The 13,884-nt window shown below is 63.6% G+C and carries 15 protein-coding genes; 8 read left to right on the top strand and 7 right to left on the bottom strand.

Annotated elements, in window-relative coordinates:
- Positions 1 to 50: 50 nt before the first annotated feature.
- The gene (locus ABFY71_RS11185; RefSeq protein WP_347946060.1) at positions 51 to 944 is read right to left on the bottom strand and encodes a beta-keto acid cleavage family enzyme; all 894 of its coding nucleotides are present in this window, start codon (positions 942 to 944) and stop codon (positions 51 to 53) included.
- Positions 945 to 1,135: 191 nt separating this feature from the next.
- Between ABFY71_RS11185 and ABFY71_RS11180 the strand changes: the two genes are divergently transcribed.
- The 7 genes from ABFY71_RS11180 (at position 1,136) to ABFY71_RS11150 (ending at position 8,047) form a co-directional block, all read left to right on the top strand.
- On the top strand, positions 1,136 to 1,909 hold the full coding sequence (locus ABFY71_RS11180; protein ID WP_347946059.1) for an HpcH/HpaI aldolase family protein: 774 nt from the start codon (positions 1,136 to 1,138) through the stop codon (positions 1,907 to 1,909).
- A gap of 33 nt (positions 1,910 to 1,942) precedes the next feature.
- Positions 1,943 to 2,704, top strand: a complete 762-nt coding sequence (locus ABFY71_RS11175; RefSeq protein WP_347946058.1) for an SDR family NAD(P)-dependent oxidoreductase — start codon at positions 1,943 to 1,945, stop codon at positions 2,702 to 2,704.
- A gap of 104 nt (positions 2,705 to 2,808) precedes the next feature.
- On the top strand, positions 2,809 to 4,233 hold the full coding sequence (locus ABFY71_RS11170) for an aldehyde dehydrogenase family protein (protein WP_347946057.1): 1,425 nt from the start codon (positions 2,809 to 2,811) through the stop codon (positions 4,231 to 4,233).
- A 57-nt stretch (positions 4,234 to 4,290) separates the two neighbouring features.
- The gene (locus ABFY71_RS11165) at positions 4,291 to 4,755 is read left to right on the top strand and encodes a tripartite tricarboxylate transporter TctB family protein (RefSeq protein ID WP_347946056.1); all 465 of its coding nucleotides are present in this window, start codon (positions 4,291 to 4,293) and stop codon (positions 4,753 to 4,755) included.
- An 18-nt stretch (positions 4,756 to 4,773) separates the two neighbouring features.
- The gene (locus ABFY71_RS11160) at positions 4,774 to 6,279 is read left to right on the top strand and encodes a tripartite tricarboxylate transporter permease (RefSeq protein WP_347946055.1); all 1,506 of its coding nucleotides are present in this window, start codon (positions 4,774 to 4,776) and stop codon (positions 6,277 to 6,279) included.
- A gap of 48 nt (positions 6,280 to 6,327) precedes the next feature.
- Positions 6,328 to 6,972, top strand: coding sequence for a nuclear transport factor 2 family protein (locus ABFY71_RS11155; RefSeq protein ID WP_347946054.1), 645 nt, complete (start codon positions 6,328 to 6,330; stop codon positions 6,970 to 6,972).
- 97 nt (positions 6,973 to 7,069) lie between these two features.
- Positions 7,070 to 8,047, top strand: a complete 978-nt coding sequence (locus ABFY71_RS11150) for a Bug family tripartite tricarboxylate transporter substrate binding protein (RefSeq protein WP_347946053.1) — start codon at positions 7,070 to 7,072, stop codon at positions 8,045 to 8,047.
- Positions 8,048 to 8,294: 247 nt separating this feature from the next.
- Here ABFY71_RS11150 and ABFY71_RS11145 read toward each other — a convergent pair whose 3' ends face one another.
- From ABFY71_RS11145 to coxB, 4 genes are all read right to left on the bottom strand, one after another.
- Entirely contained in the window at positions 8,295 to 8,498 is a 204-nt protein-coding gene (locus ABFY71_RS11145) for a CsbD family protein (protein WP_347946052.1), read from the bottom strand.
- 73 nt (positions 8,499 to 8,571) lie between these two features.
- Positions 8,572 to 8,886, bottom strand: coding sequence for a hypothetical protein (locus ABFY71_RS11140; protein ID WP_347946051.1), 315 nt, complete (start codon positions 8,884 to 8,886; stop codon positions 8,572 to 8,574).
- Complete coding sequence (ctaD, locus tag ABFY71_RS11135; RefSeq protein ID WP_347946050.1) at positions 8,883 to 11,372, bottom strand: cytochrome c oxidase subunit I; 2,490 nt, start codon at positions 11,370 to 11,372, stop codon at positions 8,883 to 8,885. The genes ABFY71_RS11140 and ctaD overlap by 4 nt, the downstream gene beginning before the upstream one ends.
- Entirely contained in the window at positions 11,369 to 11,974 is a 606-nt protein-coding gene (coxB, locus tag ABFY71_RS11130; RefSeq protein ID WP_347946049.1) for a cytochrome c oxidase subunit II, read from the bottom strand. Before coxB ends, ctaD begins: the two co-directional genes overlap by 4 nt.
- A gap of 162 nt (positions 11,975 to 12,136) precedes the next feature.
- Between coxB and ABFY71_RS11125 the strand changes: the two genes are divergently transcribed.
- Complete coding sequence (locus tag ABFY71_RS11125) at positions 12,137 to 12,604, top strand: DUF2231 domain-containing protein (RefSeq protein WP_347946114.1); 468 nt, start codon at positions 12,137 to 12,139, stop codon at positions 12,602 to 12,604.
- Here the strand turns inward: ABFY71_RS11125 and ABFY71_RS11120 are convergent.
- Together ABFY71_RS11120 and ABFY71_RS11115 are read right to left on the bottom strand one after the other, a co-directional pair.
- The gene (locus ABFY71_RS11120) at positions 12,585 to 13,097 is read right to left on the bottom strand and encodes a CopD family protein (RefSeq protein WP_347946048.1); all 513 of its coding nucleotides are present in this window, start codon (positions 13,095 to 13,097) and stop codon (positions 12,585 to 12,587) included. The genes ABFY71_RS11125 and ABFY71_RS11120 overlap by 20 nt on opposite strands.
- Positions 13,094 to 13,846: a cytochrome c oxidase assembly protein gene (locus ABFY71_RS11115; RefSeq protein WP_347946047.1), complete on the bottom strand. Its 753-nt coding sequence runs from the start codon at positions 13,844 to 13,846 to the stop codon at positions 13,094 to 13,096. Before ABFY71_RS11115 ends, ABFY71_RS11120 begins: the two co-directional genes overlap by 4 nt.
- Positions 13,847 to 13,884: the final 38 nt, after the last annotated feature.

Raw genomic sequence — 13,884 nt, 5'->3', positions numbered from 1 at the left:
GTGGTCCTTCCTTCGATTGTCTTGTGCGCTGACGCCAAACGGTAGCGGTCTCACTCCGGACGGGGCGCCTGCTTCTTCAGTCCGAGGATTTCGCGGGCCTCGCCGGGAGTGGCCATGGTGCCGCCCAGGTCGCGCACGATGCGCACCGCCTTCTCGACCAGCTCGGTATTGCTCTTGGCGAGCACGCCCTTTTCCAGGAAGATGTTGTCTTCCAGTCCGACGCGCACATGGCCGCCGAGAAGCCAGGCCTGCGCCAGCATGGGGAATTCAAAGCGGCCCACCCCACAGCCGCCCCAGTTCGACCCAGCCGGCAGCAGGTTCCTGAGATAGGCGAGCGTTTCGGGCGTGGCGATCGCGCCATAGCGAATGCCCAGCACGATCTGGCAAAACACCGGCGCTTCCAGCCGGCCCTGGCGCACCATGTCGTTGAGGAGCTGGATATCGCCGCTGTCGAAGGCCTCGATTTCGGGGCGGACGCCAGCGGCCTGAATGCGCTCGGCCATGATCGACAGGTTGGTCGGCGTGTTGATGACCACCGAGGTGCCCGAATACATGGTGTTGAAATCGAGGCTGCACAGCTCGGGCCGGAGGGCCTCGATATGGGTGACTCGGGGTTCGGGGCGGATCAGCGTCGTGCCGGGGGCGGCAACGCTCGGATTGTCCTCGCTGGGAATGAAGCGCTGTCCGGGCCCTGTCGTCAGGTTGATGACAACGTCCTCCTCGGCCGCGCGCAGGCGCTCGACCACTTCGCGGTAGTGCTTGAGCTCCATGCTGGGCCGGCCATCATCGTGGCGCACATGGATATGGATGATCGCGGCGCCGGCGCGGATGGCCTCGAGGCCGGCATTGGCGATCTGCTCCGGCGTTACCGGTAGGTAAGGGGTCTGTTCGAGCGTCGTAATATTGCCCGTCACCGCGCAGGTGAGGATAGTTGGATTGGCCACGTCTTGGGTCCTTGCAACGGAACGCATTGGCGACCTTGGTCCCACTCACCCTGTCGTCGCGGCAACGGGTTTCGCCCGGCGTTTCGCTTACAGAAACGATGAGGCCGATGCATTTCGCACAGAGAAACGGCGGCCGTTCAAGATCGGTGCCATGCCGGCTGTTGTGTAGAAAGGGCGCACAAGGAGATCACATGTCCGACCAGCGCCCCCACTTTTCCTCGTTCCGCCAACGCCTGCTGGACCGTCAGCGCATGTTCGGCACTTTCGTCAAGCTGCCGACAACGCAGGTGATCGAGATGTTGGGGCAGATCGGCTATGACTTCATCATCATCGACCAGGAGCATGCCGCCCTCGACCGGGGCATGACCGAGCTGATGATTTTTGCGGCGCGCGCCTCCAACCTCGCCCCTGTCGTTCGCATTGCCGAATTCACCGAGGCCAAGGTGCTTTCCGCGCTCGATTCCGGGGCCATGGGCATCATGGTGCCCCATGTAGCGTCGGTGGAGAAAGCGACTGCCATTGTCCGCGCCAGCCACTATTCGGGCGGCAGCCGTGGCTTTGTCGGCCTGTCGCGGGCCAGCAACTGGGGCAGCGCGGGACCTGTGAAGCATATGGCGCTGCAGGACAGCCAGATTGCCGTTATCCCCATGATCGAGGACCAGCACGCCATCGACATCGCCGGCGACATCGCCAGGGTGGATGGTATCGACGCGCTGTTCATCGGGCGGGGTGATCTGACCGCCTCGTTCCGCGATGATCCTGAGGCAGCCACCAAGGTCGCCGAGATCAGCCGGCACGTGGCTGCGGCCGCCAAAGCGGCCAATACGCCGCTCATGATGCTGCCGACCAGCAAGTCCGATTTTGAGTTCGCCGCGTCGATCGGCGCGTCGGCCATGGTGATTTCAAGCGACCATGGCTTCATCCGCTCGGCCGCCACGGCAGCGCTCAAGGACTATGGTGCCTGACATTGGGGCGCTGCGAGGAGAGGGGAGATCGCCATGCCATTGATTGAGATTCCGCCGCTTGCGGTGCCGCGAACGGTGCTGATTACCGGCGGCAGCAGCGGCATTGGCCGGGCCACGGCGGCGCGTCTGGCAGCGTTGGGGTCGACAGTGATCATTGGTTATAACAGCCGGTCGGCCCTGGCTGACGAGGTTGTTTCGGGCCTCGCGGGCAGTGGCCACCTGGCCATGCGCATTGCCATGGACGATGCCGATTCCATCACCCAAGCCGCCACGGTCATCGACCAGCGGTTCGGGAGCCTCGACGCGCTGGTCAATTCCGGCGGCTCCACGACGCCGGTTGCCGCCGCCGATCTTGCCGCCCTGAGCGACGAGATATTCGACCATACGGTGATGATCAATTTGCGTGGGCCTTTCGCCATGGTGCGCGCGTTCCGCGGTCTGCTTGAGCGCGGCAATGGTGCGGCAATCGTCAATGTCTCCTCGATTGCAGCGCGCACGGGCATGGGCAGCAGCCTCGCCTATGTAGCCGCGAAGGCGGGCGTGGACGCCCTGACCATTGCGCTGGCCAAGGTGCTGGCGCCCAGGGTGCGCGTGTTTTCGGTTTCCCCGGCCGGCGTGGATACCGGCTTCGTACCAGGCCGTACACGCGAGCAGTTGCAAAAGACGGCCGAGCGGTTGCCGCTTGGCCACCTCACCACACCCGATGATGTGGCGCGCGCCGTCATTGCCTGCATCGTCGATCTCACCAGTTCGACTGGCATTGTCGTGCCGGTGGACGAGGGACGGCATCTGTGACTGGGCCGTCGCCTGACGGAACGCGCCGCCTTGCGCGTTGCGGCTGGGGGCGGGTGATCTACTACTGAGGCAGTAATTGCCCGAAGGGCACAAGGCAGGCCGGCATGGACAGGTTGAAATTCTATATTGACGGCAAGTGGGTCGATCCCGCCGTTCCCGCGATACTTGGCGTGGTCAACCCGGCGACGGAGGAAACCTTCGCCAGGATCAGCCTGGGCTCTTCGGCTGATGTCGACCGTGCTGCCAAGGCGGCCCGCCGCGCTTTCGCCAGCTATTCCCAAACCAGTGTCGAGCAGCGTCTTGGCTGGCTTCGCGGCATCATCAACGGTTTCCGCGCCCGCCTTCCCGAACTGGCCCGCACCATGACGCTCGAAATGGGCGCGCCCATCACTTTTGCCACCGAGCGCCAGGCGACGGTTGCGCTGTTCCACTTTGAGGAGGCGGTCCGCGTCCTCGGCAGCTTTGCCTTCGAGGAGCGCATGGGGCCCGGCATCGTGCGCCACGAGCCGATCGGCGTCTGTGGGCTGATCACACCATGGAACTGGCCGCTCAACCAGGTTGCCTCCAAGGTCGCGCCCGCTATTTCGACCGGTTGCACCGTGGTGCTGAAACCCAGCGAGATGGCGCCGCTCAGCGCCATGATCCTGGCCGAGATCATCCATGATTCCGGCCTGCCGCCGGGCGTGTTCAATCTCGTCAATGGCGACGGGCCCACGGTCGGCGAAGCGCTCGCCTCCCATCCCGAGGTGGACCTGGTATCGTTCACTGGTTCCACCGGGGCCGGCATTCGCGTGGCGACGCTCGCCGCCCCCACGGTCAAGCGCGTCGCGCAGGAACTCGGGGGCAAGTCGGCCAACATCATTCTCGATGATGCCGACCTGCGCGCCTCGGTAATCGCCGGGGTGCATGCCTGCTACACCAATGCCGGCCAGAACTGCCAGTCGCCCACGCGCATGCTGGTGCACGTTTCACAGCGCGAGGCTGCATTCGACGCTGCGCGGACGGCTGTCGCCGCTATCCGTCTGGGCGATCCGCTGCTGCCGGAAACGACGCTGGGCCCGCTGGTCAGCCAGGGCCAGTTCGACAAGGTGCAGAAACTCATCCAGGCCGGCATCGACGAAGGGGCGACGCTGGTCGCCGGTGGGCCAGGCCGCCCGGCCGAGATGAACCACGGCTACTTTGTGCACCCCACGGTATTCGGCAATGTCACGCCGCAGATGACCATTGCGCGCGAGGAGATTTTCGGTCCCGTTCTGTCCATCCTCAACTATGAGACCGAGGACGAGGCGATCGAGATCGCCAATGACACGCCCTTTGGCCTAGCCGGCTTTGTCCAGTCCACCAATCCCGAGCGCGCGCTCAGGGTGGCCAAACGCATCCGGGCCGGCCGTGTCTATCTCAATGGCGCAGCCTTCGACCGCAGCCTGCCGTTCGGCGGCTACAAGCAGTCCGGCAATGGCCGGGAATTCGGTATCTATGGCTTCCGGGAATATCTCGAGGTCAAGGCCGTGCTGGGCTATTCCGGCTAGGCAGGCACACGCCGGCGCAAGACCGGCAAACGAAGCGTCAGCACAGGAGGAGTGCCCGTGAAGTTAACTCAGGATGTCGTTCAGGGAGGCCTGTTCCTGGCCATTGGCATGGCGGCCCTGCTGATGGGCCTCGACTATCCGCTCGGCACGCCGGGGCGGATGGGGCCGGGCTTTTTTCCGATCATGATCTCCGCCTTGCTGGCCCTCACCGGCATCGGCATTCTGCTGCGCGCGCGCCTCGGCATGTCGGAGCTTATCCGCCTGGCGCGCTCGATGCCGCTTTTCATCGTCTCGGGCGCGATCATTGCCTTCGGCTTCCTGCTCGACAAGCTGGGCCTGCCGCTCGCCGTGCTGTTGCTGTGCATCGGCGCGGCCACGGCCAGCGTTCGCTTCGAGTGGAGCTGGAAGGCAGTGGCCGGAGCTGCGGTTTTCTCGATCGTCTGCGGCATTCTGTTCGTCACCCTGCTGGGCCTGCCCATACCGCTGGTCGGTAGCTGGCTGCCGGTCCTGGGCGCCCCCTGATAACTCCCGGAGTTCGACATGGACATTTTCAGCGGGCTCCTGCTCGGCCTTCAGACGGCCAGCACGCTCACCAATTTCACCTATTGCTTTGCCGGGGTGTTGCTCGGCACCGCCGTCGGCGTGCTGCCGGGGTTGGGGCCGATCGCCACCATCTCCATGCTGCTGCCATTCACGTTCGGATTGCCCGCCGACACGGCTTTGATCATGCTGGCCGGCATCTTCTATGGCTCGCAATATGGTGGCTCGACCACGGCGATCCTGATGAACCTGCCCGGCGAGGCCTCCTCGGTGGTGACCACGCTCGATGGCCATGCCATGGCCAAGCAGGGCAAGGCGGGCCGCGCCCTGGCCGCCGCCGCTATCGGCAGCTTCTTTGCCGGCACCGTGGGCACCCTGTTCATCGTGATTGCCGCGCCCCTTCTGGCAGGCATGGCGCTGAGCTTTGGTCCCACTGAATATTTCTCGCTGATCGTGCTGGGCCTTGTTACCTCGATGGTCCTGACGTCGGGTTCGTTGCTTACCGGGTTTGGCATGGTGCTCCTTGGCATGCTGCTGGGGATGGTCGGCACCGACGTGAACTCAGGCGCGGCCCGCTATACGTTCGGTTCGCCCGATCTGATGGACGGGCTGAACTTCGTCGTCATTGCCACCGGCATTTTCGGATTGGGCGATGTCCTTGCAAACCTCGAAAACGAGAGTACCCGCGCTGCCAGCATCGCCAAGGTCAGTTCGCTGTTTCCGACCCGCGACGACTGGCGGCGGATGACCGGCCCGATCCTGCGGGGTACGGGCATCGGTGTCCTGCTGGGCGTTTTGCCGGGGGCGGGCCTGCTGCTGTCCTCGTTCTCTGCCTATGCCCTCGAAAAGAAGATTTCCAACCACCCTGATGAGTTCGGCAAAGGGGCTATCGAGGGCGTCGCTGCGCCCGAAGCGGCGAACAATGCCGCAGCGCAGACCGCCTTCATTCCCATGCTGACCCTTGGCCTGCCGGGCACTGCGACCATGGCCCTGATGATCGGCGCGCTGGTCGTCCAGGGCGTGCAGCCCGGCCCCAATATCCTCGTTGAGCAACCGGCACTGTTCTGGGGGCTGGTGGTGTCAATGTGGATCGGCAATTTGCTGCTGCTCATTCTCAACCTGCCGCTGGTCGGGCTGTGGGCCAGGCTGATCTCCATCCCCTACCGCTATCTGTTCCCGCTGATCTGCGTGTTCACGGCCATCGGCGTCTACAGCATCAGAAACAGCGCCTTCGACGTCTACCTGATGACGCTCTTTGGCGTGCTGGGTTATGTGTTCCGCAAGGCAGGCGCCGAGCCGGCGCCGTTGATCCTGGCGCTGATTCTCGGGCCGATGGCGGAGGAGTATCTGCGCCGCGCGCTGTTGATCTCCCATGGCAATGCCAGCGTCTTCTTCACCAGTCCGGTGAGCATTGGCACGCTGCTGATCGCCGCGGTCCTGCTGGTATCGATCCTGCTACCCTCGTTCCGCCGGGTGCGGGAGGAAGGCCTGCAGGAAGTCGATTGACACAGGGGCAGGGTGGCGAGCAACCCGCGACAAACATCAGGAACGGACATGACCTCCATCGGCGACAAACGCCTGCAAGACCATCTCGATCGCGAGAGTCTGTTCGACCTCGTTCGCCGGGAGCGATTTGCGCGCGACCAGCGCCGTTTCGACGTCATGGCGGCATGCTTCCACCGTGACGCCTATGTCCGCACGAGCTGGTATGACGGAACCGGTGGCAACGCCTATGTCGAGGCAAGCCGTAAATGGATGAGCAACACCGGCAACAGCAAGCACTGGGTGTTCCCGGCCTTCGCCCTGGTGCGGGGTGATCGGGCGACCGTGGAGAGTCCAGCCATGATCTTCAATCGCGCGACGCTGGACGGCACCGAGATCGACTTTCAGGTGTTCTGCCGGTTTTTCTCCCGGGCCGTGCGTGAGGCCGGGGAATGGAAGCTGGCCAGCTTCCACGTCCTGTTCGAGCGCGACACCATGGCGCCGGTCTTTTCGTCCGCCCCATTGCCGATTGACCGCGCCCTGCTCGATACCATGAGGCCCTCCTACAAGTTTCTGACCTATATCCAGCGCAGCCGCGGCATCCAGGTCAACCAGGATCTGCTGGGGGACGACCGGCCGGACGAACTTGCCGCCTTCCATGCCGGGGAAGACCGCTGGCTTGCGGGGAGGGCTAGGGCCGGGTGTTTCGAGAGATGAAACGGTCAGCGTCATGAATTTGGGCGGGCACCTTGGTGGGCTAGGTTGATCACAGCGAAACCCGGGCATCTGAAATCGGGCAAGCAGGAGGAAGCACATGAAAAGACGTGAATTCATCGTCCTGGGTGGCACCGCAGGACTATTGGCCTCGACGGGGATTTCCTTTGCGCAAGACAGCTGGCCCAGCAAGCCGGTCACGGTGATTTCAGCCTATCCGCCGGGGGGCACCAGCGACATCCTGGCCCGTCTTGTGGCCGATATCCTGACCGCCGAATTCAAGCAGCAATTTATCCTGGAAAACGTAGCCGGCGCTGCCGGCGCCCTGGCCGGGGGCAAGCTCGCCCGTTCGGCGCCTGATGGCTACACCATTCTTGTCAGCGGCAGCGCGCCCCTGGCGGCCAACAAGGTCGTGCAGACCAGCCTTGCCTATGATCCCGAAGCCGACTTCGAGCCGATCACGGTGCTTGCGGCCAGCCCGGCACTCTTGACGGCCAGCATGAACGCCCCGGCCAACACCCTGCAGGAAATGCTCACCTATGCCAGAGAAAACCCGGGCCAGCTGAACATTGGCAATCCGGGGGCTGGAACCAAGGGGCACATCTGCGCGGCAATCATCGGCCAGTCGACCGGGGTTGAAATCAACCACGTGCCCTACAAGGGTTCGCCCCCGCTGATGGCCGACCTTCTGGGCGGCCATATCGAGTTTTCGCTCGACGCGCCGGCCAATTACATACCGCATATCAAGGCAGGCAAGCTGAAGGCCCTGGCCGTAACCTCAGCCAAGCGCCTGGCTCAACTGCCGGATGTGCCGACGGTTGCCGAGCAGGGCCTCGAGGGCTACGACCAGACGCTCTGGTTTGGCATTGTGGGCCCGAAGGGCATGCCGGCCGAGATCGTCACCAAGATCAACGACACGCTAAAGGCCTGGAGCACGCTCCCAGAGTCGCAGGCTTTGCTCGCATCCTTCGGCGTCGCGGCAGTCCTCAATACCCCGGATGAAATGCGGGCAACGGTGGCCCAGGAAATCCAGGCCATCCAGCCACTGGTGGATGCCGGCCTGGTGCAACCGAGCTAACCCGGCCTCGAAGAGCCGCAAAATCGAAACACCGCCTCGCAATTTGCGGGGCGGTGTCCTTTGGCAAAGGGGCTGCCTAGGTCGTCGCCCCGTCATCCAAATCCCAGATTTTCAGTCCCAAAGCTGTTCGTGCGGCCCGGGATAGGGAAGCGGGCACCAAGATTGCCTTCATCCCCAGGGGCAAGGGCGCGCGTCTAGCGGCAACAAAAAGCCCCGCACCGTGGCGGGGCTGATTTGCTTTGCTGGTCTACCAGCTTTGACGACCATACCAGTCGTCCACGTCCTTTTTCACCTCGTCCTTGGCCTTGCCGTAGCGCTCCTGGAGCTTTCCTTCGAGCTGCTCGCGATTGCCATTGATCTGGGCCAGGTCGTCGTCTGTGAGTTTGCCCCACTGCTCTTTGATCTTGCCGGTCATCTGTTTCCAGTTACCTTCAACGCGGTTCCAATCCATCGGTATATCTCCTGTGTGGTGTGAGAGACCAACGAATGAGAGCGGGTGTGGTTCCTGGCAAAAAGCCCGCCGCTCAGATGCAAACTGTCGCAAAGGTCACCGGAAAATACACCAGTATCCCCGCCACCAGCGCCGCCCGGTTGGCCCAGAGCGCCGAGATCGACAGCGTGGTTGCCGGCTCCCCGGTGCTGTACGGTCGCTGCCGCGCCAACCAGCCAAGCGGCAGCAGCGAAATCAGGTATGCGCCGATCAGCATGGGCCGATGCCAGTCACCCCAGCCGAACGCACAGCCAAGTGCCTGCATGCCATAGAGCACCACGAAGGCGACCGACCACACAGTGAACCCTGCCACCAGCAACAGCAGCGCCCGTCGCTCCTGCGCGCTCATGCGCCCTCTCCTGCCAGCGCCAGCATGAGCACCAGGCCGAGTGCGGGCACCAGTGCGGCGGCGGCATAGCCATTCCATAACCACGCCAGCACCAGTTCGGTATTGCGTCGCGTCGATACAAACCCCTGTTGCACGCGCCAGATACCGTAGCTGGACATCAGTGCGCCAAGTGCCGTGTGGATTGTTGCATAGGCCAGAAGCGCGAACATGGTCGCCTGCCGCGCATGGCCTGTCGGCTCCGGCACCCAGGCCATCAACACCGCCAGCGCGACCACCGCCAGGACCTGCGCCACAGCTGCGCCAACCAGCAATCCGCTTGCGTTGGTGCGGCGCGCCAGCCAGCTGAAGCCGGCTCCCGCCGTGCTGGCCACCAATGCCAGTGCCAATAGCCACAAGGGCAGGTCGAGCGGCGTCAAGCCATCCCAGTTCGGCGCCACAACCAACAGAAAGAGGCCTCCAAACAGCAGCGAAGAAAACAGTATCGCGTCCATCACCACGGCCGTCCGGTTGGCCAGCACCGTGACGTTGCCGGGGCATTCCACATCGAGCGGCGCCTGTTCGCCCATCCCGATGTCAACCGGTCCGCTATCGTGTTTTCGCCCGAGCTTGACGGTCCAGAGGAGGAACAGGGCCACCGTCAGCAGCGCTCCCAATGGCGCGAGCCAATAGAAGCCAAACAGCAGCGCCACAAAGATGCTGCCGGTGGCCAGTCCGGTCCACAGGGGCAGGAAGCTAGACTGGGGCAACACGATCAGCTGCTCGGCCTCGCCTGTCACCATGTCGACGCCCAGCGTCTCCATTTGGCCGTCGCGCGGAAAACCGAGATAGCCGCGCCCGCCGGCCAGTTGCGGACCAATGAGGCGCGGCGCCAACTGATCCCCCGGGGCATCGATGCGCGGCAGGGCGGCAAAGGAATAGTTGGTCGGCGGCGTCGGTATCGCCCATTCCAGTGTCCCGGCGTGCCACGGATCGCGGCGAAACGGCCGCCCGAAGCGGAACTGCATCACGATATCGGCCAGAACCAGCGCAAACCCCATGGTGAGAATGAAGCTGCCCACCGACGAAAGCAGGTTGAGCCAGTCCCAGCCCCAGTTGGACGGATAGGTGGAAATGCGCCGTGGCATGCCCATCAGGCCGGTCAGGTGCATCAGGAAGAAGGTGAGATTGAAGCCCACCATGATGAACCAGAACGCCGGCACCGAAAGCCGGTAAAGGCTCTGTCGCCCCGAAATATGGGGCATCCAGTGATAGATGGCCGCGAGCATGGGGAACACGAATCCGCCCACCAGCACATAGTGGAGATGAGCGACCACGAAATAGCTGTCGTGTGCCTGGGTGTTGAACGGCACCATGGCCAGCATGACGCCGGTCAGTCCGCCAATGACGAACACCACGAAGAACCCGGCCACATAAAGCATGGGAATGTCCCACCGCGGCCGCCCCGACGCGAGCGTGCCGATCCAGGCAAAGATCTGGATCGCCGTCGGTATCGCCACCAGCGCGCTGGCCGCCGAAAAGAACGCCAGCGCCAGGTGGGGGATGCCCACCGTGAACATGTGGTGCACCCAAAGCCCAAAGCTGAGGAACCCCATGGCCACGATCGCGGCGATAATGGCGCGAAAGCCCAGGATTGGCCGCTGTGCAAAGACCGGGATGATGGTCGACAGCGCACCGGCTGCAGGCAGAAAGATGATGTAGACCTCAGGATGCCCGAACAGCCAGAAAAGGTGTTGCCACAGCAGGGGATCGCCGCCACGCGTGGGATCAAAGAACGGCAGCCCGAACGCCCGTTCCAGTTCGAGCAGGATCGAGCCCAGGATCAGCGGCGGAAAGCCAACGATCATCATCCCCGAGGTCACCAGCATGTACCAGGCGAACAATGGCATACGGATCAGTGACATGCCGGGCGCCCGCACCTTGAGAATGGTAACGAACAGTTCCACCGCCGCCGTCACGGCCGAGATTTCAACAAAGGTGATACCCAGCAGCCATACGTCGGCGTTGATGCCCGGCGTATAGGGGCGCGAGGACAGCGGCGTGTACATGAACCAGCCGCCATTGGGCGCCACCCCCATCAGCATTGCGATGATCAGAATCGAGCCGCCGAACAGATAGCACCAGAACCCGTAGGCAGTCAGCCGGGGGAAGGCCATATCCCGGGCACCCAGCATCTTGGGCAGGATATAGATGGCGAAGCCCTCGAACATGGGAATGGCAAACAGGAACATCATCACCGTGCCGTGCATGGTGAAGATCTGGTTGTAGATTTCCGGGCCAACAAACGCGCTGTTGGGCGTCGCCAGCTGCGCCCGGATCAGCATCGACAGCAGGCCGCCAATGGCAAAGAAAATCAGCGCCACCACCATGAAGCGGCGCCCCAGCACCGTGTGGTTGACGCTGGACAACCGCCCCAAACCAGGCGGCGTGCCCCATATCTCGTTCAGCGCGCGGTGCAGGCGAATAGGGGAGAGGTTGGACTGGCTCATGGGTTGCCGCCCTCCATCAGGGCCGCAAACGCAGCGGGATCGTGTGCCTCCACCCGGAATTGCATGCCGTCATGACCTTCGCCGCAATATTCGGCGCACTGGCCCCAATAGATTCCGGCCTCGTCGGCCTCGAGCCGGATGACATTGGGATGCCCGGGGATCGCATCGATCTTGCCGCCCAGCCGCGGCACCCAGAGCGAATGGATCATGTCGCGCGCTGTCACGACGATGTCCACTGGTTGACCGGCCGGAATATGCAGGGTCTCCGTCGGCGGCATGGCGGTCCCGGGATAGCGGAACGTCCACGCCCATTGCCGGGCTTCGCCTTCCACCCGCACCGGCGCTTCCCCATGCGGTAGCAATTGCTCGCCCAGCACCAGCGCCGTGCCAGTCAGCAACACGAGAATGGGGACGGGCAGCATCAGCCCGCCGCCGATAATCCATTGCCCCGGCGTCACGCGGCTGATCCAATCGCTTCGCGTGTAGGCCAGCAGCAGGAGCACCATGACCAGCGCAAACAACAGCGTCGCGCCGATCAGCATGACCCACCACAAGGTCGCCAGATTGGCCGCGCGCGGGCCCGCCGGGTCCAGGGCGGACAACGCGCCGCTGCAACCCGCCATCGCCAATGGCGTTGCACCAATCAGCAACGTCTTGATCAGAGGAGTCTTCCAGTGAGCGACAAAGCGAGCCAAGCCGACGAAAAGCCCGACGAGCAGGACGAAACCCCGCCCGAAGCGCACTCCGCCCACCCCAACCCGCATATTCGCTCGGTCGCCGACAAGGATATCAGCTCGGCCGTCGCCGTCGCCGGTCATCCCCTGCACGCCATGTTGGTGCATTTTCCAATCGCCTTCGTCGTCGCAACCCTGGGCGTCGATGTCTTCTACTGGTGGAGCGCCGACCCGTTCTGGGTGCAGGTCGGCATCTGGTCTGCCAGCGCCGCCTTCCTGCTCGGCGTGCTGGCCTCTATCGTAGGGACGCTCGAATTGCTCGCCGTGCCCGGGATTCGTGTCCGCGTCGCCAGCTGGAACCATGCCATTGCTGCCATGGTCCTGGTCGCCACCGCCGGGGCAAATGCCGGGCTGCGGCTCTACCACCCCGAGCAGGTCCTGCCCAACGGCCTCATGCTGTCGACGCTCGCCAGCATGGCCGTTGCCTTTGCCGGTTGGCATGGCGGAAAACTGGTATTCGATCATGGCGTCGGCCTCATCATATCCACCCGCCAATAAGGGGTTCCGCCATTTCCCCCAGGGCGCCGGGCGCAAAGAACGTCGTCAGCCCTGCGGGCCAGTCCAGCCGCGGCTTGCCCAGCACCAGCGCCAGGATCACGCTGACGACGACGAGCGTCAGCGGTACCACCAACACGAACTGGACGGTGGGGTAGCGTCCTGTGCGTTCAAAGATCTTGAGGATCATCAGCCCCGACAGGATGTGCAGCCCGGTCATGGCAGCCACGGCAACCAGCTTGGCCGAGAACCAGTTCTCGTAGGTGCCCTGCAGCAGGATCAGCGCCGTGCCCGAAGCAATGGCCGCAAATGCCCCTGGCGAAACCAGCACCACGTAGAAAAACCGCGTGAAGGCATGAAGGCGATGCAGGGCCTCATCCTGCAGTCCCCGGCGCTGGCGGTACAGAAACGGCAGGGCGATCAATCCCCCTGACCAAAGCGCTATTGCGCCGACATGGATGAATTTGAGCCAGGTAATCGCAAAGTCCTGGATCATCGGGCCGCCGATCGGCCCGGCTGCAGCACATCAACCAGCCGCCACAGCACCACGGCCAGCAGCGGCAGGTTGGCCGGCACCCACATGATCAATCCGCCAAGCTGCTGGTCATCGACCGGTGAGACCCCGAACGCCAATGTCGTCGCCAGATGCGGCAGGTAGAGCGGCTGCGGCGCAAAAACCAGCAAGGCGCCAAGCAGCCCCATCTGGGTTGCGCTGGCCAGCGCGGTTACGCCCGCCGCCAGTGGGTTGGGCGATCGCAGCAATCCAAGCCAGAGCCAGGCGAAACTCGAAAGCAGGCTCAGCTGCATCGCCCAGTACAGTGCGGGATGCATGAAGGCCGAGGCATAAAAATCCGGCACATGCCAGAGCCACAGCGCCATCGTGGAAACACTCAACGCCGGCAAGAGGTTGGCGCCGTGCCGCCAGCGAACCGGCAGGGCGAATGCCAGAAGCGGCGCTACGACCATGGTCAGGACGATGTGATGTCCCACCCGCGCCGAAAACAACGCCACGGTCAGGGCGCAGATCGGCGAAATGAACAGCAGCGCTGCAATACCCCAGGCGCCACCAAAGGCCAGCTGCCGCCTCGGTTCCGCGCCGCGCAATGCAAAGGCTGCAAGGCCGAGAACGCAGAGCAGTCCCGCCAGCAGAACCGGGTCGAAATTCCACCGTCCCCACAGCGTGTCCGGTGAGGGCGGGGGGCCGCAATAGCTCATATCGAAGGAAAAGGCTGACGCTATGTCCATTCCATCCCAACTGAAGTCTTCAGGAAAAGCTTTGGGGC

This window comes from Devosia alba (genome assembly GCF_039938915.1).
Taxonomy (GTDB): Bacteria; Pseudomonadota; Alphaproteobacteria; order Rhizobiales; family Devosiaceae; genus Devosia; species Devosia alba.
The sequence above is the reverse complement of the archived record's forward strand: the minus strand, read 5'-3'. Positions and strand labels throughout refer to the sequence as shown.